This window comes from Blastococcus atacamensis (assembly GCF_002938425.1).
GTDB classification, from domain to species: Bacteria; Actinomycetota; Actinomycetes; order Mycobacteriales; family Geodermatophilaceae; genus Blastococcus; species Blastococcus atacamensis.
This window is the reverse complement of the sequence record NZ_POQU01000021.1, coordinates 1-18,631: the sequence shown is the minus strand read 5'-3', so window position 1 is coordinate 18,631 and position 18,631 is coordinate 1. Positions and strand designations below refer to the sequence as shown.

The window sequence follows — 18,631 nt, the reverse complement described above, 5'->3', positions numbered from 1 at the left end:
CGACCCTGGTGGCGGGAACCCGATGGCGCCGGGACCGCGCCCCGGCCGGCGCGCTACTTCTCCTCGGTGGGGCGGGCGATGCGGCGTGCTTGGCGGCGCTTGCGCAGCCCGCGCAGCGTGCGCACGGCGACCAGCAGCTCCGCCAGCTCCTGCCGCTCCCCGGACGTGATGTCGGCGAGCTGCCCGGCGGCACGGCGCTGGGCGGTGTCCCAGCCCTCCTCCCAGCGCGTCACCAGCTCCGCCGGGGACTCGACGTCCGACGTGCGCAGGCCCAGCACGTCCTCGGTCAGCGACGACTGCTCCATCGCCAGGTCGTCGCGCAGCGAGGCCCGCGCCATGGAGGGCCAGCGCCGGTCCCGGGGCAGCGCGGTCACCTGGTCGCGCAGCGGTGCCAGCCCCAGCCGTTCGGACAGCCGCTGCATCACCTGGCCGGCCAGCGCCACCGGAGCACCCGTGCGCTCGGCGACGACGGCGAGGTCGAGCGCCGCCGGCAGCAGCGGGGCCACCGACACCCGGGCGGCGAGCTCATCGGGCAGACCGGCCTCGCGGAGCCGGGCGGCGCGGGCGGCGTACGCCTCGGCCTCCCGACCCATCAGCCAGCCGGGCAGCCCCGCCTGCACCTCGGCGACGGAGTCGGCGAAGCGCCCGGTCACCTCGGCCAGCGGCGGCGGTTCCTCGGAGGTGAGGTCGGGCTGGCGCAGCAACCAGCGGGTGGCCCGCTCGGCCAGCCGCGTGGCCTCGGTGCGGGCCTCGACCTGCACGGCGGCCGGGACCCGGTTGTCCAGCGGACGCACGGCGTCCCAGATCCGGTCGATGCCGAACACCTCCCGGGCGACGGCGTGCGCCCGGACCACGGTCGGCAGGGGCACACCGGTCTCCTCGACCAGCCGGAACAGCCCGGTGACACCGGCGATGTTGACCGCCCGGTTGGTCAGGACGGTCCCGATGATCTCCCGCCGCAGAGGGTGACCGGTGACCGCGTCGGGGAAGCGCTCGCGCAGCGGGGCCGGGAAGTAGTCGACCAGCAGCGCCTCCAGCGCCGGGTCGTCGGGCAGCGTCGACTGCAGCACCGCATCACCCGCCTGGAGCTTCGCGTAGGCCAGCAGCACCGACAGCTCGGGGCTGGTGAGCGCCTGCCCGTCGCGACGCCGCTCGGCCAGGCGGCGGTCGTCGGGCAGGAACTCCACCGCGCGGTTCAGCCGGCCGGAGCGCTCCAGGGAGCGGATGAAGCGCTCGTGGGAGTCGAGCAGGCTGCGCGCCGACACGGTCTCCACGGCCAGGGTCGCGTTCTGCGCGTGGTTGTCGGTCAGGACGGCGACGGCGACGTCGTCGGTCATCTCGCCCAGCAGCGCCGCACGCCCCTCGGCGTCGATGGCGCCGTCGGCGACCGGCCGGTTCAGCGCGATCTTGATGTTCACCTCGTGGTCGGAGGTGTCCACACCGGCGGAGTTGTCGATGGCGTCGGTGTTGACCTTGCCGCCGGCCAGCGCGTAATCGATGCGGCCGCGCTGGGTGAGCCCCAGGTTGCCGCCCTCGCCGACGACCCGGACGCGCAGCTGCCCGCCATCGACGCGCAGCGCGTCGTTGGCCTTGTCGCCGACCTCGAGATGGCTCTCCGAGGCGGCCTTGACGTAGGTGCCGATGCCGCCGTTGAACAGCAGGTCCACCGGCGCCAGGAGGATCGCCCGCATGAGCTCGATCGGGCTCATCGACGTGCCGCCGCGGTCGATGCCCAGGGCCGAGCGCATCTGCTCGGAGACGGGGATGGCCTTGGCCGTGCGCGGCCACACCCCGCCGCCGGCGCTGATGAGCCGCGGGTCGTAGTCCTCCCAGCTCGACCGCGGCAGGGCGAACAGGCGCTGCCGTTCGCGGAACGAGGCGGCCGCGTCCGGCGACGGGTCGACGAAGACGTGCCGGTGGTCGAAGGCGGCGACCAGCCGGATGTGCTCGGACAGCAGCATCCCGTTGCCGAACACGTCGCCGGACATGTCGCCCACGCCGACGACGGTGAAGTCCTGGCGCTGCACGTCCAGGTCGAGTTCGCGGAAGTGGCGGGTCACCGACTCCCAGGCGCCGCGGGCGGTGATGCCCATGGCCTTGTGGTCGTAGCCCACCGAGCCGCCGGAGGCGAAGGCGTCGCCGAGCCAGAAGCCGCGCTCCAGCGCCACGGAGTTGGCCAGGTCGGAGAAGGTCGCCGTCCCCTTGTCGGCGGCGACCACCAGGTAGGAGTCGTCGCCGTCGTGCCGGACGACCTTGGCCGGGGGCACCACCTCGCCGTTTCCCAGGTTGTCGGTGAGCGCCAGCAGCGAGCCGATGAAGAGCTTGTAGCAGGCCTGGGCCTCGGCGAGCACCTCGTCGCGCGAGGCGCCCTCGCCCGGTGGGCGCTTGACGACGAAACCGCCCTTGGCCCCGGTCGGCACGATCACGGTGTTCTTCACCATCTGCGCCTTGACCAGGCCCAGGATCTCGGTCCGCAGGTCCTCGCGGCGGTCGGACCAGCGCAGCCCACCGCGGGCGACCTTGCCGAACCGGAGGTGCACGCCCATGACGCGCGGCGAGCTCACCCACACCTCGTGCTTCGGGCGCGGGTCGGGCAGGTCGGGCACCTCGGCCGGGTCCAGCTTGAGCGCCAGCGCGGGCCGGGCCGGGGTGGACATGGCGTAGTACGTGGTCCGCTGCGTGGCGGTCACCGCCGCGAGCAGCGAGCTCAGCACCCGGTCGGCGTCGAGCGAGGCCACCTCGCCGATGGAGCGGCGCAGCGCCTCCACCAGGTCGGCCTGCCGGCCCTCCCGGCCGTTGACCCGTCCCGGGGAGAACCGGGTCTCGAAGAGCGCGACCAGCCGGGCGACGACGCCGGGGTGGGCGGCCAGGGTCTGCTCGACGTAGGCCTGGCCGAACGGCAGGCCCGCCTGGCGCAGCCACTGCACGTAGGCCCGCACCACGGCGACCTGCCGCCAGTTGAGCCCGGCCAGCATGACCAGCGCGCCGAGACCGTCGTCCTCGGCCTCCCCGCGCCAGACCGCCCCGACGGCCTCGGTGAACCGCTCGGGCAACGATCGCAGCAGCGGCAGCTCCAGCTGCGGGACCGCGACGCCGAAGTCGTAGATCCAGGTGGGCGGAGCGCCGATCCGGTCCAGCTCGTAGGGCCGTTCGTCGACGACGTCGACGCCCATGTTCTGCAGCATCGGCAGGATGCGCGACAGCAGCAGCCGCTCACCGACCCGGTACACCGACAGCCGGCGCTCCCCCGGCGCGGCACCGGCCGGGGTCCAGAGCCGTAGCGCCAGGCCACCCGGTTCCAGCCCCTCGAGGCGTGCGAGGTCCTCGACGGCCCGTTCGGCGGGGAAGTCCTCCTGGTAGGCGGCGGGGAACGCGTCGGCGACCCGCGCGAACACCGTCTCCGCGTCCGCGCCGTAGCGCGCGGCCAGCGCCTCGGAGAGCTCGTCGCCCCAGCTACGGGCCGCCGCGGCGAGCTCCCCCTGCAGCGCGTCGACGTCGACGGCGACCCGGCGGGGTGCGCCCCGACGGCCGACCGGCAAGCGGATGACGAAGTGCAGGCGGGCGAGCACCGACTCGGTCGAGCGAGCGGTGAACTCGATGCTGTTGCCGCCGAGGCGCTCGAGCAGCAGCTGCTGCATCGTCAGGCGGACCTCGGTGGTGTACCGGTCGCGCGGGAGGTAGACCAGCGCCGACCAGAACCGGCCGGTCGGGTCCTGGCGCAGGAACAGCCGGGTCTGGCGGCGCTCCTGCAGGTGCAGGACGCCCATCGCCACCGGCAGGAGCTCGTCCGCGCCGACCTGCATCAGCTCGTCGCGGGGATAGGTCTCCAGGACGTCGAGCAACTCCTTGCCGGTGTGGCTGTCGGCCGGCACGCCGGAGCGGGCGATCACCTCGGCGACGCGGCGCCGCACGAGCGGCACGTCCAGCACGCTGCTGGAGTAGGCGACCGACGGGAACAGCCCGACGAAGCGGTACTGCCGCCGGATGCCCGAGGGGTCGGCCGGAGCGGTGACGGCGACCAGGTCCAGCCAGGCCCGCCGGTGCACGGAGGCGCGGCTGTCGGCCTTGGTGACGCTGACCAGGTGGCCCGAGGGGGCCTGGACGGCCTCCGGGGTGGCGCCCCCGCCGGTCATGTCGGTGTCGCTGCGCAGCACGCCCAGGCCCGTGCCGGGAACCGCGCGGACCCCGGCCTTCGGGTCCCCGGACAGCTCCACCTCCCGGGCGCCGAGCAGCAGGAAGTTCCCGTCGGCCAGCCAGCGCAGCAGCGCCGCGGCCTCCGCCGGGTCGTCGGAGGGGTCGGTGGCCCCGGACGGCGCGGGCGACATCTGGTCGAGCCGGGCAGCGAGTTCACGCACCCGCTCGCGCAGCCGGACGGTGTCCTCGCAGACGGCCCGGACGTCGTCGAGCACGGTGCGCAGCCCGGCCACGAGGTCCTCGGCCGCCTCGTCGTCCAGCGGCCCGTCCAGGACGACGGCCATCCACGACTCGGCGACCGCGTCGACACCGCAGGCCGAGGCATCGGCGCTGTCGCAGAAAGCGGTGATCCGGCCGCGCAGGTCGCGCCGGAGCACGAGCACCGGGTGCACGATGTGCTCCAGCGCGAAGCCCTGGCGGACCACCTCCGCGGTGACCGAGTCGACCAGATGCGGCATGTCGTCGGTGACCAGCCGGACCACGGCGCGGGCGCGCTCCCCGGCGTGGTGCACGTCGACGGTCGCGGCACCGGGGGGCCGGACCTCGGCCAGGGCGAGGTGGCCGAGCGCCAGGGCGGCCAGGTGTTCGGGCGGGTGCCTCACGACCTCCTGGGCCGGCTCGCTCCAGTAGTAGCGCCGCAGGAAGGCGGGCAGGTCCTCGGTTCGGCACCCGGCCGGCAGCGCCCCCGCCGGGTCCAGTCCGGCGGCGGCGACCTCCGCCGCCCGGTCGAGCAGTCGCCGCTTCTCGTCGCGGGCGGCCTCCAGGGCGGCCAGCTCGGTCAGGGAGCTGCCCGCGGATCCGCCGTGCCGGTCGCGCTCCGGGGTCGCCGGAAACACACCGGTGTCACTGGCCATGAGAGGCCACGCTACTGCCCGCTGAGACGTCCGTCACGGCGAGGCGGCGAGCCGCCCGGCCCGGGCCGGGATCAGCGGTCGAGCAGCTGGTCGGCCACCCAGCCGGCCACCGCGAGGATCAGGCCACCGAGGATCGCGGTGCCGATGCCGTCGATCTCCAGTCGGGTCGTGAGCGCCGCGGTCAGGCCGAGCAGCGCCGCGTTGATCACCAGCAGGAACAGCCCCAGCGTGAGAACCACGAACGGCAGGGAGAGCAGTCGCAGGAGGGGCCCGACGACCGCGTTCACGATGCCGAAGATGAGCGCGATCCAGAGGTAGGTGCCGTATACGCCGAGCGGCCCGTCCGGGTTCTCGACGACGTCGAGCCCCGGCAGCACGTCGTACCTGGTGAGGACGAAGAAGACCGCTCCGAGCAGGACGACCTTGAGCAGGAACCTGATCATGGGGCGACGCTAGCGGGGCCTCCCCTCTCGCTGCGGGATCTCACGCCGTCTGACTCTTTCTAGCGCAAGTTCTAGACGTGCCCAGACAGCACTCGACGCCGTTCGGCGCGGGCCGCCCGGCTCGACCGGGCGCGCCGAGCCTCTGGCCGCATCACGGCTCCGCGTCCGGTCGACCCTCTGCGGCGACACGCGCCGGTCCGTTCTATCGATCTCTACGGCGACGGCTAGACAACCCCATACGGTGGTCGACATGGACCCCGTGCGGAACCCGTACGCCCCCGGCGCTGGTCAGCGGCCCCCCGAGCTGGCCGGCCGGGACAGCGAGCTCTCGGCTTTCGACGTCGTCCTGGAACGGATCGCGCACGGGCGTCCGGAGCGGTCGCTGGTGCTCACCGGGCTGCGCGGGGTGGGCAAGACGGTGCTGCTCAACCAGCTGCGATCCGCGGCCATCTCGCGGGGGTGGGGCACCGGCAAGATCGAGGCCCGCCCGGACCAGTCCCTGCGCCGCCCGGTGAGCTCGGCGCTGCACATGGCGCTGCGAGAACTGGGCCCCCGGCACGGCGACCAGGAATCGGTGGCCGAGGTCCTCGGCGTGGTCAAGGCCTTCGCGCTGCGGGGGGCGGGCGGGGATGGAGGCACGGTCGCGAAGGTCCGGGACCGCTGGCAGCCCGGCATCGACGTGCCCGCCGCCAGCGGGCGCGCGGACTCCGGCGACATGGAGATCGACCTGGTCGAGCTGCTGAGCGACGCCGCCGGGGTGGCCGCCGACATCGGCAGCGGGATCGCCCTGTTCATCGACGAGATGCAGGACATCCAGCCCGACGACGTCTCCGCCGTCTGCGCGGCCTGCCACGAGCTCTCCCAGCAGGGCGCCCCGCTGATCGTCGTCGGTGCCGGGCTCCCCCACCTGCCGGCCGTCCTCAGCGCCTCGAAGAGCTACTCCGAGCGGCTCTTCCGCTACCTCCGCATCGACCGGCTCGAGCGCGAGGCCGCCGACCGCGCGCTGATCGCACCCGCCGAGCGGGAGGGCGTGGAGTTCGAGCAGGAGGCGCTCGACGCGCTCTACGACGCCGCCGACGGCTATCCCTACTTCGTGCAGGCCTACGGCAAGGTCACCTGGGACCTCGCCGCCTCCTCCCCCATCACCGCCGCCGACGTGGCGATGGCCGCGCCGGTGGCCGAGACGGAGCTCGCCGTCGGCTTCTTCGGCTCCCGCTACGACCGGGCGACGCCGGCCGAGCGCGAGTACATGCACGCGATGGCCGAGCTCGGCGGGCCCGGTGGCGCGGCCGTCGCCACCTCCGAGGTGGCGGTGTCGCTGGGCCGCAAGCCGGCGTCGCTCTCCCCCGCCCGCGACTCGCTGATCAAGAAGGGCCTGGTCTACTCCGCCGAGCGCGGCCAGATCGCGTTCACCGTGCCCCACTTCGGCCGCTACCTGCTGCGCCACCCGGACTGAGACGACGAACGCACTCGGCGGGAGCGAATCCGCTCCCGCCGAGTGCGTCGGTGGCGCGCCATGGGCGCGCGCCCCTATCAGGAGGTGGGGTCGTCGTCCACGTAGGACGGCGCCACGCAGCCGTTGTCGATCGCGGCCTGCCCGCCGTTCTTCGCGGCGTAGGTGACGCCCTTGTAGGTGAACTCCGGGATGATGTCGCCCTGGCCGAGGTCGTCGTGCTGGAGGTAGTGGCCGTTGTAGACGCCCGCGGCCGACGGCGTGATGACCACGTACGGGTTCGTGGCCGAGCCCGTGGCGTGGCAGATCGTCACCTTGTCGGCCGGGGCCGCGGAGGCCGGCAGCGCGGTGGTCAGCAGGGCGCTCGCCGCCACTGCGATCATGACGCCCGTGCGGGCGAAGGAACGTCCGGTGTTGCTCATCTGATGGTCCTCATCTCTGGTCGCGCGCCCGCCGTCCCCCGTCATCGACGACGCTCGGCGCAGGTGGTTCGCGATCGAGGATGCCGGGGGACATGACGCAGAGTCAGCGCCAGGACTGCGGTGTCCCGCGTTCGGGGAGCGGATTTCATCCCGAAGGGGCAGATGGCTGACTCCCGGTGAGCGGCAGCCCCGTGCGGTTGGCACTCTTCTCGGTCGGGCAGGACCCGATGGCCGCCTCATGGTGCGCGGGACGACGGAGGTGCCAGTGCCGACCTGGGTGGAAGCAGGGCTGTGGGGCCTGCTGGGGGGCGGCGCACTGGTGCTGGGCGCGCTCGTCGCCTGGTTCGTGCGGGTCCCGCCGGGCGTCATCGCCGCCGTCATGGCGTTCGGGTCGGGCGTGCTGGTCTCCGCCGTTGCCTTCGACCTCATGGCCGAGGCGGCCGACACCGGCGGACTGGTCCCGGCCGCGATCGGGTTCGCCGGCGGCGCGCTCGCCTACCTCGGCGCCAACATCGCCCTCGCCCGGCGGGGCGGGCGGCACCGCAAGCGCTCGGGCGAGCAGCAGCCCTCGGAGGACGAGCACTCCGGCAGCGGTGCGGCCATCGCCACCGGTGCGCTGCTCGACGGAGTGCCCGAATCGGTGGTGCTCGGCCTCGGCCTGCTCGGCGGCGGCTCCGTGAGCGCTCCGGTGCTCGCCGCGGTGGTCATCTCGAACGTCCCCGAGGGGCTGTCCTCCGCGGCCGGGATGAAGCGCAACGGCCGGTCGGCGGCCTACGTCTTCGGCGTCTGGGGCGGCATCGCGCTGGCCAGCGGCCTCTCGGCGCTGGTCGGTTTCCTGGCGCTGGGCGGGGCGCCGACCGAGGTCGTCGCGCTGATCACCGCCGTGGCCGCGGGCGCCATCCTGACCATGATCGCCGACACCATGATCCCGGAGGCGTTCGAGCACACCCGCGTCTGGACCGGTGTCATCACCAGTCTGGGGTTCCTGGTCGCCTTCGCCCTCGAACGGGTGTGAGCGCCGGCCCGCCGCGGAGCGGGCCTCAGCCCACCGACGGCGGAAGCAGCTCCGGGCCCGCCTCGGCGGGGCGGTTCCCGTCCACCGGGTGCGCGCGGACCGCCAGGACGGCGACGTCGTCCTCGACGCCCTCGCCCAGCATCTCGGCCAGCAGCCGGTCACACAGGTCCGTGAGGGACAGGTCGGCCGAGGACTCCAGCAGCGCACGGACCTGGGCGCGCCCGTCGTCCAGCGGCAGCCCGCGCCGTTCGAACAGGCCGTCGGTGAACAGCAGCAGCGTGCTGCCGTCGGGGACCACGGCGTCGCCGTCGGAGCGGTCGCCGGGCCAGCCGATGCCCAGCGGGGGTCCGACGGGCACGGCCAGGTCCTCGACCCGCCCGTCGGGCAGCAGGAGCATCGGGTCGGGATGCCCGGCCGAGGCCCACAGCAGGCGGCGGACGCCGGCGGCACGGTCGGCCGCGTCCTGCTCCACCCGGCACACCAGCGCCGTCGCCATGGCCGGCACCGCGAGCCCGACGAGCGCGTGGTCGACCCGGCTCAGCAGACCCGCCGGGTCCTCCAGGCGGTCGTAGGCGATACCGCGGACCAGGGTCTTGATCTGCCCCATCGCCGCGGCGGCCTCGATGTCGTGCCCCATCACGTCGCCGATCACCAGCACGGTGTGCCCGTCGGGCTGCAGGAAGGCGTCGTACCAGTCACCACCGATCGAGACGCCCTGGGTCGCCGGGCGGTAGCGGACCGCCAGCTCGAGGTTGTCCGGCTGCACCGGCGGGGACAGCAGGCTCAGCTGCAACCGCTCGGCGACCTGCTGGTTGAGCGAGGACAGCCGGGCGTTGTCCAGCGCGAGAGCAGCCCGGCGTGAGGCGATCTCCGCAGTCCGGAGCTCGGTCGGCGCGTGCGCCCCCCGCTCCGGGCCGTTGATCAGCGTGAAACCGCCAATGAGCTCGCCGCGCGCGAGCAGCGGGAAGCCCGCGGCGGCCGCCGGGCGGAGCGGGGCGAGCACCGCGCGGGCGGCCGGCTCGGGGACCATCGACTCGACGATCGCGGGGGTGAGTTCCGGGAAGACGACCGGCTGCGGGTCGCGCAGCATCCGGGGCACGGGCGCGCTCGCGTGGTTGGTGGTCACCCGCAGGTCGGCGTAGCGGTGCAGATCCGGCACCAGGGCCGGGTCCCGGTGCGCGCGCCCGACGTCCCTGCGCGTCCCGTCGGGGTCGATGACGCTGACGATGCACCAGTCGGCCAGCAGCGGGACCACCAGCTCGGCAAAACGCTGTACCGCCTCGTCGGTGTCGTACGTCGAGGTCATCGCCAGGTTGATGTCGCCCAGCAGCATGAGGTGCCGGCCGGCCTCCTCGGCCGCGCGCGCCGCCCGGTCTGCCTCCGCGACCGCGCGCTCGCGGGCGGCGACGGCGGCCACGCGCTCGTCCTCGGCCCGGCGGCGCTCGGTGACGTCGTCGTAGCTGATCACCAGGCCGGCCTCGGTGAGGAAGGCATCCGCCCGGAACCACTTCTCCAGGGGCCCGAACCAGGCCTCGGTGCTGCCCGCGCGGCCCGACCGCCGCACCTCCCGGTACAGCGACTCGAACGGCCCGCCGACCGCCTCGGGGAACTCCACCCAGATGTCGTGGCCGACGAGTTCGTCGACCCTGCGGTCGAGCACCCCCGCACCGGCCGGGTTCACGTACACGAAGGTCCAGTCGTCGTCGAGGACGAACAACGGGCGGTCCATGCCCTCGACCGCCTCGAGCAGCAGGTCACCACGCAACGGTGCCGTGTCCGTCCGCCGCATGCCCTCAGCCCCAGCCCATCGGCCGCGCTGACGGCAGCAGAGGAGCAAGCGTGGCTGGTCGGACACCGGAAAGCAATGCGCGACTCACGACCGACCCCACCGGGGGACGTGGTGACTCTCGACACATGTGGAGCCCTTCGCGCCCGAGTGGGGGGTTGACACGCCTCGGGACGGGGCACCACGAGGTGCGTCGACGTCTGAGCCGAGGGGGAGGCATGGTGCGACTCGCATGGCCGGTGCGCCCTCTGCCCGACGGCCGTGGGGAGATGTGGCGCTGGCGGCTGCACGGTCTGGCCGAGCTGCCCGCCGCGCGGGCCGCCCTGCGGTCACGGCTCTGCCGCGTCGGCTACCCGCCGGAGGGGGACGACCCCTCCAGCGAGCAGCTCATCCTGGCCTTCGACGAGCTGGCCTCCAACGCGCTGCGGCACGGCGAACGTCCCGTCGTCGCCACCGTGGTGGCCGGCAGCGGGGGCTGGCTGCTCGACGTCAGCGACCGGGCGCCGGGCTCGATGCCCGCGCCGACCGTCGACCGCGACCCGGCCCAGGGCGGCATGGGCCTGCAGCTCGTCGCCCGCCTGTCGGTCGCCCACGGCTGGTACGTGGACGAGGAGTGCAAGCACGTCTGGGCCTGCCTGCCCACCGAGGCCGACGAGTCCCGGGCCGCGCTCGCCTGAGGGCTGTTCCACGTGCAACACGCCACGACCCCCGTCGCGGCGTGCGACGGGGGTCGTGGCGTGGGTTCGGCCACCGTTCAGGGGCCCGCGCCGAGCGTGCGAGGCGTGGGGGGAAGGGTGGTCCTTTCTCAGGGGACGACGAAGGAGAGCGCTCCCTTGCCGTACGTGGGCACCTCGATGGCGAGGTCGATCCGGTTGAACGCCGAGAGCATGCCGGCCAGATCGCCGGGCACTTCCTCGCCGGGGGCGTAGAGCTTGTGCAGCTTGGAGTGCGGGGCACCCGGGGTGTTGAACAGCGCGGAGAGCACGTTCACCACCTCGTACAGCGCCTCGACCTGCATGCCGGTCAGCTCGCCGTCCTCCTCGACCGCGTCCTGCGCGCCGCCGGGGGGCAGCAGGGCCAGGGCGGAGCCGGTGTAGGCCGACGCGCCAAGGTCCATCAGGCACAGGGCGTTGACGTTCATCTGCGGGTCGACGTAGACGGCCACGGAGACCGGCCGTTCCGGCGTCGGGGTGACCGGCGCGCCGGGGGCGACGGAGACCGGCTTGCCGACCAGGCCGGTCAGCATGTCGCGGATGTCCTTGGAAGCGGGGATCTGCACCCCGGTGGAGGCGGTCATGCGATCACCCCGTCCAGGTGCTCGTTGAAGGTGTCGGCGGTGAAGGGCTTGGCGATGAGGAACAGCGCGCCGGCGTTGGCGGCCTTCTCCCGCATCTCCGCGGAGCCCTCCGAGGTCACGAAGCCGAACGGCACGCTCGAGCCCTGGGCGCGCAGCGCCTGGAGGCACTCGATGCCGCTCATGTTCGGCATGTTCCAGTCGGACAGGATCAGGTCCGGGCTCTCGGAGCCGGCCTTGGCCAGCGCGTCGGCGCCGTCCTCGGCCTCGACGATGTCGTGGTCGTCGTACCCGGCCTGACGCAGGGTGCGGATGACGATCTGCCGCATCACGCGGCTGTCGTCGGCGATCAGGATCTTCACAGTGGCACCTCGTTCTCGGTCAGTGGGTCAGTGGGAAACCGGCAGCGGCGGGAGCGCGCCCTGCACGGAGAGGGTGAGCGGCTCGCCGCGCCAGAGGACCTCGACGCGGCAGACATCCGCCGGGTTGCGCACCAGCGGGGCGTGGCCGACCTGCGGCAGGCTCAAGGCGGACGGCCCGGGGAGGGCCGCCTTGATGCTGCCGCCGACGACGTTGGCGATCTCGCCGAAGGCGTCCTCGACGTCCTCGTCCTCGAGGACCTCGGGAGCGGACTCCCGCAGTAGCGCCCGGGAGAGCGCCTCGGCGGTGGCCCGACCGGTGGTCAGGACGACGCTGCCGGTCCAGGGACCGACGACGTCGACCCAGCTGGAGACGACGTCGAAGGGCAGGTCGCCGGGGATCGGCACGAGGACCTCGTCCTCGCCGACCAGGGAGATCCACGCGTCGCCGGCGACGGCCAGGATCGTGTCCTCGTCGATCAGGTCGGTGATGACCGGTCGGCTGTCGCTCGTGCGGCGGCGCTGTCCGGTGTCGGGCGTCGCGGTCACAGTGCGACCTCCTGCGGGAGCAGGCCGAGCAGCGCGAGCTTGTCGCGGAACGCGTCGGCGGTGAACGGCTTGATCATGTACTCGTGCGCACCGGCGGCCAGCGCGCGGACGATCTGGGTGTGCTCGCTCTCCGAGGTCACCATCATCATCGTCATCCGGCGCCAGGCGGGGTTGGAACGGACGGCGGAGACGAACTGCAGCCCGTCCATCACCGGCATGTTCCAGTCGATCGTGGCCAGGTCGGGGACCCAGCCCTCGTCCAGGACGTCCAGCCCCTCACGGCCGTGGCCCGCGTCGCGGACCTCGTAGCCGAGATTGGTGAGGATGCCGGTGACGATCCGGCGCATGGCGCGCGAGTCGTCGATCACCAAGGCACGCATGTCAGGCCCCCTTCAGTGGGCGGTAGGCGGAGCTGCGGCCGATGACGACCCGCTCCCAGGAGTCGTCGACGCCGAGGGTGGTCTCGGCGGCGCCGAGGAAGAGCCAGCCGTCGGGTCGCATGAGGTCCCGCACGCGGCGGAGGATCAACTGCTTGGTCGGCAGGTCGAAGTAGATGAGCACGTTGCGCAGGTAGACCACGTCGAACGGGCCCATCCGCGGCAGCGGCGCAGCCAGGTTGCACTCGCTGGCGGTGACCATCCGCCGCAGGGTGGGCGAGACCTCCCACTCCGTGCCGGCCCGCTGGAAGTGCCGGACGAGCATGGGTGCGGGCAGGCCCCGGTTGACCTCGAGCTGGCTGAACCTCCCGGCCTTGGTGCGCTGCACCATCTCCCGGGAGAGGTCGGTCGCGGTGATCGAGACACGGGATGCCGCATTGGGCAGCGCGTCGTCGAGCAGCATCGCGATGGTGTACGGCTCCTGGCCGCTGGAGCTCGCCGCCGACCAGATCTGCAGGCGCTCGTTCGCCCCACGGGCCGCCAGCAGCGCCGGCACCACCGTCGAGGTGAGGGCGGTGAACGGGTCACCGTCCCGGAACCAGGACGTCTCGTTGGTGGTGAGGGCCTCGACGATCCGCCGCGTGTTCTCGGCGTCCGGGCGCACGCGCACGGTCTCCACCAGCTTGGTGACGTCGGGCAGACCCATCTGCCGGGCGATCGGCAGGAGGCGGGCCTCCACCAGGTACTCCTTGCCCGGTTGGAGAACGATCGCGCTCTCCTTGCGGACGAGTTCACGGACCCAGTCGAAACTGGTCGCGGTCAGGCTCATCGACGACCTCCCACGGCCATGGTTGTTGCGGAGTTGAGGGGCACGGCGCCGGCGAGGTGTCTCTGGATGGTCTCGGCGATCCGGTCGAGCGCCAGGACCTCGTCGGCGTAGCCGGCCTGCGCCACGGCGCCCGGCATCCCCCACACGACAGAGGTCGCCTGGTCCTGGACGACGACGGTCCCGCCGGCGTTGCGGATCTCGCCGCACCCGTTGCGGCCGTCGGCACCCATGCCGGTGAGCACGACGCCGAGGACTGCGCCGTCGTAGGCGGCCACGGCGGAGCGGAACAGCGGGTCGACCGCGGGCCGGCAGAAGTTCTCCGGCGGGTTCTGGTTGAGCGACGTCGTGAACGCGGCACGGGCGTTGGCGCGCACGACCAGGTGGTGGTCGCCGGGGGCGAGGTGCACCGTGCCCGGCATCAGCGGGGTGCCGTCGACGGCCTCGACCACCCGCAGGGGGCTCAGCCGGTCGAGGCGCTGGGCGAACTGGCGGGTGAAGACGGGCGGCATGTGCTGGGCCAGCAGGACGGGCACGGGCAGGTTGCCCGGCAGCGCCGGGATCACCCGGGTGAGGGCCTCGGGCCCTCCGGTGGAGGAGCCGATCACCAGGACCGCGGCCTTCTTCCCCGGGCCGGTGCGCGGCGCCGCGGGCCTCGGCGGCGGGGGCGGCGGAGTCGCACCGCGGACGGGCGTGACCGGCCGGCCCAGCAGGCCCTTGATCTTCGGGATCAGCTGCTGGCGCACGCTCTCCATCGACTGCGCGACGCTGCCGACGTTGGCCGGCTTGGTGACGTAGTCGTCGGCACCGGCGGAGAGTGCATCCAGGGTCGCGGTGGCGCCACGCTCGGTCAGCGTGCTGAACATGATGATCGGGATGCGGCCGAGTCCTCGTCCCGCCACACCACCCCCGGCACCGCCTCGGATCGCGCGCACCGCCTCGATCCCGTTCATCTCGGGCATCTCGATGTCCATCGTGATGAGGTCCGGCTTGAGCTGCTCGAGCTTGGCGACGGCCACCTTGCCGTTGACGGCGGTGCCGACGACCTCGATCCCGGGGTCCTCGGAGAGCACATCGGTGACGATCTTGCGGACGACGACCGAGTCGTCGACCACCATCACCCTGATCGGATTCACACGTCCTCCTGGCCCTGCCCCCGATGACGGGCAGGCTCGTTCTCTCTATCGGCACCCGCACGCCCGGCTTGAGCGCGACCCCGTCCGATTCCGCCTTCGTCCCGAGCCCGCGTGAGCGGGAGGGCGAGAGGGGAGGACGCGACAGAGCGCGCTCCGGATGGCCCGGCCCGCACGACCGCGACGATGCGGGAGCGAGCTGCTGGTGTCCTGAGATTGTCGGCGGCGCAAGGGCGGATTTCAGCCGACACGCGAAATGTCTGACGCAATCTTTTCGACGTCGATAATTGTCGACTTTCGCCGATTCGACGACCGCCCGCCGATGATCGACAAATGGCTGCGGAAATGCCGACGGCCCCCGGGAAGTCCCCGGGGGCCGGTCAGCGGTGGATCACGTCAGCGGTTCGCTCACTCCGGCAGGGCCCACTCCCGCGGGGCGACCAGCACCGCGGCTGACTCCTCGCCGAGGAGGTCGGCCATGACGGCCGCCTGCACGCACCCGGCGACGGCGTTCCAGACGCCGGCCGCGCCGTCACGCAGGTCGAAGCCACCGTCGAGGAAGGCCTGGACGGCGAGCAGCTGGGCGGCGGCGAGCGCCCGGGTGCGCCCGGAGACGTGGGCGGCCCAGGATGCCTCGTGCATGGCGGTCGCCCAGGGCCGCTGCGTGGCGCGCCCCTCGTCGACGGCCAGCCGCCAGCGGGTGCGTCCGGCGTCGTCGAGGCCGCGCACCGCGTCGAGGAAGGTCATGAGGTCGGCCTCGGCCGGGCCCAGCTGCCAGCCGGCGGGGGTGGCCAGCGGGCCGGCGTCCTGCGCGCGGTCGAAGGCGGCGGTCAGGTCGCGCCGCACGAGGGGCGGCAGCACTCCGGCGGCCCAGAAGCCGACGGCCGCGTCCGCCAGGACCTCGGTGGCCTCGTCCCAGACGTCGACGTCGACGTCGGAGCGCCGCGGGTGCTCGGAGCCCAGGACGTCCTCGCGCAGGAGGCGCTCCAGCGTGGGGGCGTCACCGATGGTGCCCTGCTCCAGCTGGGCGACGAGGAGGGCGGTCCGGTCCCCCGCGCCCCGGCCCGCATCGGCGGCCGAGCGCAGATGCGGCACGCCGGCCGCCATCTCGCGGGCGCGGCGCCCGCGGACGGCCCGCACCCCGCGCCGCTCCGCGTCCAGGCCGCGCGCCGGGTGGACGGTGGCGAGCCGGTCGAGGGCGGACTCGTCGGCTCCCAGGCCGGTGAGCAGCACCTCGGCGACGGCGCGCCCGGCCGGCAGCCGGACCAGGTCGAACCCGAGCGTGGCGGCACTGACCAGCGAGTAGGGCATGGCGGCGCCTCCAGCTATCCGGGACCGTGCGGTCGTCCCATGCTGGTGCCCCGGCTACGGAAAAGCCACGCGGCCGTCACCCCTTCGCAGGAGAGCGAGGGCGTGACGGCCGCGTGTTCGGGTGAGCTGTGCTACTGATCGATCACGGAAGGTGACCAAGCTCCGGCCCCCTTGCAGGGACCCACCGCGAGCCTGCGAGCGGTGGGGGGCAGGGGGGTCCTTTCAGGCGCTGACGGCCTTCTGGACGTCGAGCGCGAGCAGCAGGTGCCCGTCGAGCTTGTAGGCGCCGCGGATCAGGTCCCGCGCCTGGCCCTCCAGGGTGTCCGGCGGGGACTCGAAGTCGCCGGCGTCCACGTCGACGACGTCGGCGATGGAGTCGACCAGCAGGCTGACCGCCTCCCCGTGCAGCCGGACGACGATGACGACGGCGTCGGTGCCCTCGGGGCGCGGCGGCCGGCCGAGCCGCTCCCGCAGCTCGATCGCGGTGACGACCTGGCCGCGCAGGTTGATCAGCCCGGCGACGGCGGTCGGAGCCAGGGGCACCCGGGTCAGCTGCTGGCTGCGGAGCACCTCTTGCACGTGCTCCACCTCCACGCCGTACAGGTCGCCGTCGAGCCGGAAGGTGGCCAGCTGCCCGCTGGTGGCGGGGGCTGTGCTCGTGGCGGTGCGGGCGGGCGCGGTCATGTCAGACCTCCAGCAGGGAGTCGGAGACGCCGGCCGGCGTCGAGGAAGGGTGCGAGTAGAACGCCGGGTCGGCGGCGAGGATGGCGGCACGGACGTCGAGCAGCTCCGTCACCCGGTCGCCGAGGACGGCCGAGCCGAGCAGGCCCATGTCGTCGATGTCGCTGCGGACGGCGGCCTCGCCGTCGACGATGTCGAGGATCTCCTCGACGACGATGGCGACGCTGCGGCCGTGGTCGGCGTAGACGATGACCTCGAGGACCTCGTGGTCGGTCTCGCCGTAGGCGCCCAGGTGCCGGTCGAGGCGGACGATCGGCAGGATCGCGCCGCGGTACTGCACGACCTCCCGGTTGCCGACCTTCTCGACCGAGTCCGTGCGCACCTGCTCGAGGCGGGTGACCGTGTCGAGCGGGATGGCCACGCGACGTCCGCCGCCGATGGAGGCCAGCAGCATACGCTGGCGCTCGGTCTCGGCCGCGGCGGCCTCGCTGACCGATGCGCGGGACTCCTGGCGGTCCAGGCTCTCGGTGCGCAGGGCGCGCCGGGCGAGGGCCTGCACGTCGAGGATGAGAGCGACCGTGCCGTCACCGAGCACCGTGGCGCCGGAGTAGAGGCCGATCGCCTTGAGCTGGCCACCGACCGCCTTGACGACGATCTCCTCGGTGTTGATGACGCGGTCGACCACGAGCCCGAAACGCCGGCCTTCGGAGCGCAGCACGGCGATGACCACGTGGCCGTCGTGCCGCTCGGAGGTGAGACCCAGGACGTCGGTGAGGCGCACGAGGGGCAGCAGCTCGCCGCGGAGGCGGTAGACCTGCGCACCGCCGACCTCCTCGACGGCGTTGGCGGCCTTCTCGGCGTCCAAGCTGACCAGCTCCTGCAGGCTGATCTGCGGGATGGCGTAGCGGTCGGTCGCGCACTCGACGGTGAGCGCCGGGACGATCGCCAGCGTCAGCGGGATGCGCAGCCGGCAGACGGTGCCCACGCCCGGGTCGGACTCGACCTCGATGGTGCCGCCGATGGACTCGATGTTGGTCTTCACGACGTCCATGCCGACACCGCGGCCGGAGACGTTCGTGACCGCGGCGGCCGTGGAGAACCCGGGGAGGAAGATCAGCTGCAGGATGTCGGCCGGGCTCATCCGGGCCAGCGCGTCCTGGGTGAGCAGGCCGCGCTGCACGGCCTTGGCACCGAGCTTGACCGGGTCGATGCCGGCGCCGTCGTCGGCGACCTCGACCACGACCTGGCCGCTCTCGTGCCGGGCGCGGAGGGTGAGGACGCCCTCGGCCGGCTTACCGGCTCGCTTGCGGTCCTCCGGGGCCTCGATGCCGTGGTCGACCGAGTTGCGGACGAGGTGGGTCAACGGGTCCTTGACGGCCTCGAGCAGGGTCTTGTCGAGCTCGGTCTCCCGGCCCTCCATGTCCAGCCGGATCGCCTTCTCGAGCTGGAGGCCGAGGTCGCGGACGACGCGGGGCAGCTTGGACCAGATGTGGTCGATGGGCTGCATGCGCGTCTTCATGACGCCCTCCTGCAGCTCGCTGGCGATGAGGTTCAGCCGCTGGGAGGCGCGCAGCAGATCGGTGTCGTTCGAGCGGCCGACGTACTGGACGATCTGATTGCGGGTGAGGACCAGCTCACCGACGAGCAGCATCAGCTCGTCGAGCAGGTCCACGTCCACGCGGATCGTGCTGTCGGCGACGGCGCGGCGGCCCTGGCCACCGGCGGCGTCGGGGTGCACGACCTCCGCCTCGGGGTGGTCGCTGCGTCTTATACACATGTGACTGTGCCGACGTAGAGGATAGTGTATACCTCGGTGGTTGTCGTATAATTGAAACAAAAACTAACGTAACAACCACTGACACAAAATGCAACAGAACACGAAGATAGTACCACTCCAACACCAATAACAGTGGACAGCACTTATTGGTGTGTTC

General features: G+C 72.9%; 16 protein-coding genes. 3 read left to right on the top strand and 13 right to left on the bottom strand.

Going from position 1 to position 18,631, the window contains the following annotated elements; translation table 11 throughout:
• Window positions 1-53: 53 nt before the first annotated feature.
• Together C5508_RS07575 and C5508_RS07570 are read right to left on the bottom strand one after the other, a co-directional pair.
• Window positions 54-5,048 (bottom strand): NAD-glutamate dehydrogenase, encoded by a 4,995-nt coding sequence (locus C5508_RS07575; RefSeq protein ID WP_104524336.1) that lies wholly within the window; start codon window positions 5,046-5,048, stop codon window positions 54-56.
• A gap of 71 nt (window positions 5,049-5,119) precedes the next feature.
• Window positions 5,120-5,491 carry a phage holin family protein gene (locus C5508_RS07570; RefSeq protein ID WP_104524335.1) on the bottom strand — a complete coding sequence of 124 codons (372 nt, stop codon included), beginning with the start codon at window positions 5,489-5,491 and terminating at the stop codon, window positions 5,120-5,122.
• A 250-nt stretch (window positions 5,492-5,741) separates the two neighbouring features.
• Between C5508_RS07570 and C5508_RS07565 the strand changes: the two genes are divergently transcribed.
• Complete coding sequence (locus C5508_RS07565; RefSeq protein WP_104524359.1) at window positions 5,742-6,947, top strand: ATP-binding protein; 1,206 nt, start codon at window positions 5,742-5,744, stop codon at window positions 6,945-6,947.
• Window positions 6,948-7,024: 77 nt separating this feature from the next.
• On the opposite strand, the gene C5508_RS07560 is transcribed toward C5508_RS07565, so the two are convergent.
• Entirely contained in the window at window positions 7,025-7,366 is a 342-nt protein-coding gene (locus C5508_RS07560; RefSeq protein WP_104524334.1) for a hypothetical protein, read from the bottom strand.
• A 265-nt stretch (window positions 7,367-7,631) separates the two neighbouring features.
• Between C5508_RS07560 and C5508_RS07555 the strand changes: the two genes are divergently transcribed.
• Window positions 7,632-8,381, top strand: coding sequence for a ZIP family metal transporter (locus C5508_RS07555; protein WP_104524333.1), 750 nt, complete (start codon window positions 7,632-7,634; stop codon window positions 8,379-8,381).
• 25 nt (window positions 8,382-8,406) lie between these two features.
• Here C5508_RS07555 and C5508_RS07550 read toward each other — a convergent pair whose 3' ends face one another.
• Complete coding sequence (locus tag C5508_RS07550) at window positions 8,407-10,170, bottom strand: SpoIIE family protein phosphatase (RefSeq protein WP_104524332.1); 1,764 nt, start codon at window positions 10,168-10,170, stop codon at window positions 8,407-8,409.
• Between the two features lie 215 nt (window positions 10,171-10,385).
• Between C5508_RS07550 and C5508_RS07545 the strand changes: the two genes are divergently transcribed.
• Complete coding sequence (locus C5508_RS07545) at window positions 10,386-10,844, top strand: ATP-binding protein (RefSeq protein ID WP_104524331.1); 459 nt, start codon at window positions 10,386-10,388, stop codon at window positions 10,842-10,844.
• Window positions 10,845-10,972: 128 nt separating this feature from the next.
• Here the strand turns inward: C5508_RS07545 and C5508_RS07540 are convergent, their stop codons facing one another.
• From C5508_RS07540 to C5508_RS07500, 9 genes are all read right to left on the bottom strand, one after another.
• Entirely contained in the window at window positions 10,973-11,464 is a 492-nt protein-coding gene (locus C5508_RS07540) for a hypothetical protein (protein ID WP_104524330.1), read from the bottom strand.
• Window positions 11,461-11,823, bottom strand: coding sequence for a response regulator (locus C5508_RS07535; RefSeq protein ID WP_104524329.1), 363 nt, complete (start codon window positions 11,821-11,823; stop codon window positions 11,461-11,463). The genes C5508_RS07540 and C5508_RS07535 overlap by 4 nt, the downstream gene beginning before the upstream one ends.
• A gap of 27 nt (window positions 11,824-11,850) precedes the next feature.
• Complete coding sequence (locus tag C5508_RS07530; protein WP_104524328.1) at window positions 11,851-12,369, bottom strand: chemotaxis protein CheX; 519 nt, start codon at window positions 12,367-12,369, stop codon at window positions 11,851-11,853.
• Entirely contained in the window at window positions 12,366-12,749 is a 384-nt protein-coding gene (locus C5508_RS07525; protein ID WP_104524327.1) for a response regulator, read from the bottom strand. Before C5508_RS07525 ends, C5508_RS07530 begins: the two co-directional genes overlap by 4 nt.
• 1 nt (window position 12,750) lies before the next feature.
• Entirely contained in the window at window positions 12,751-13,575 is an 825-nt protein-coding gene (locus C5508_RS07520) for a CheR family methyltransferase (RefSeq protein ID WP_104524326.1), read from the bottom strand.
• Entirely contained in the window at window positions 13,572-14,708 is a 1,137-nt protein-coding gene (locus C5508_RS07515) for a protein-glutamate methylesterase/protein-glutamine glutaminase (protein ID WP_104524325.1), read from the bottom strand. The genes C5508_RS07520 and C5508_RS07515 overlap by 4 nt, the downstream gene beginning before the upstream one ends.
• 405 nt (window positions 14,709-15,113) lie before the next feature.
• Window positions 15,114-16,016 carry a hypothetical protein gene (locus C5508_RS07510; RefSeq protein WP_104524324.1) on the bottom strand — a complete coding sequence of 301 codons (903 nt, stop codon included), beginning with the start codon at window positions 16,014-16,016 and terminating at the stop codon, window positions 15,114-15,116.
• Between the two features lie 222 nt (window positions 16,017-16,238).
• A complete protein-coding gene (locus C5508_RS07505; protein ID WP_104524323.1) occupies window positions 16,239-16,700 on the bottom strand; it encodes a chemotaxis protein CheW in 462 nt (153 codons plus the stop codon).
• Window position 16,701: 1 nt separating this feature from the next.
• A complete protein-coding gene (locus C5508_RS07500) occupies window positions 16,702-18,474 on the bottom strand; it encodes a chemotaxis protein CheA (RefSeq protein ID WP_232796988.1) in 1,773 nt (590 codons plus the stop codon).
• Between the last annotated feature and the right edge of the window lie 157 nt (window positions 18,475-18,631).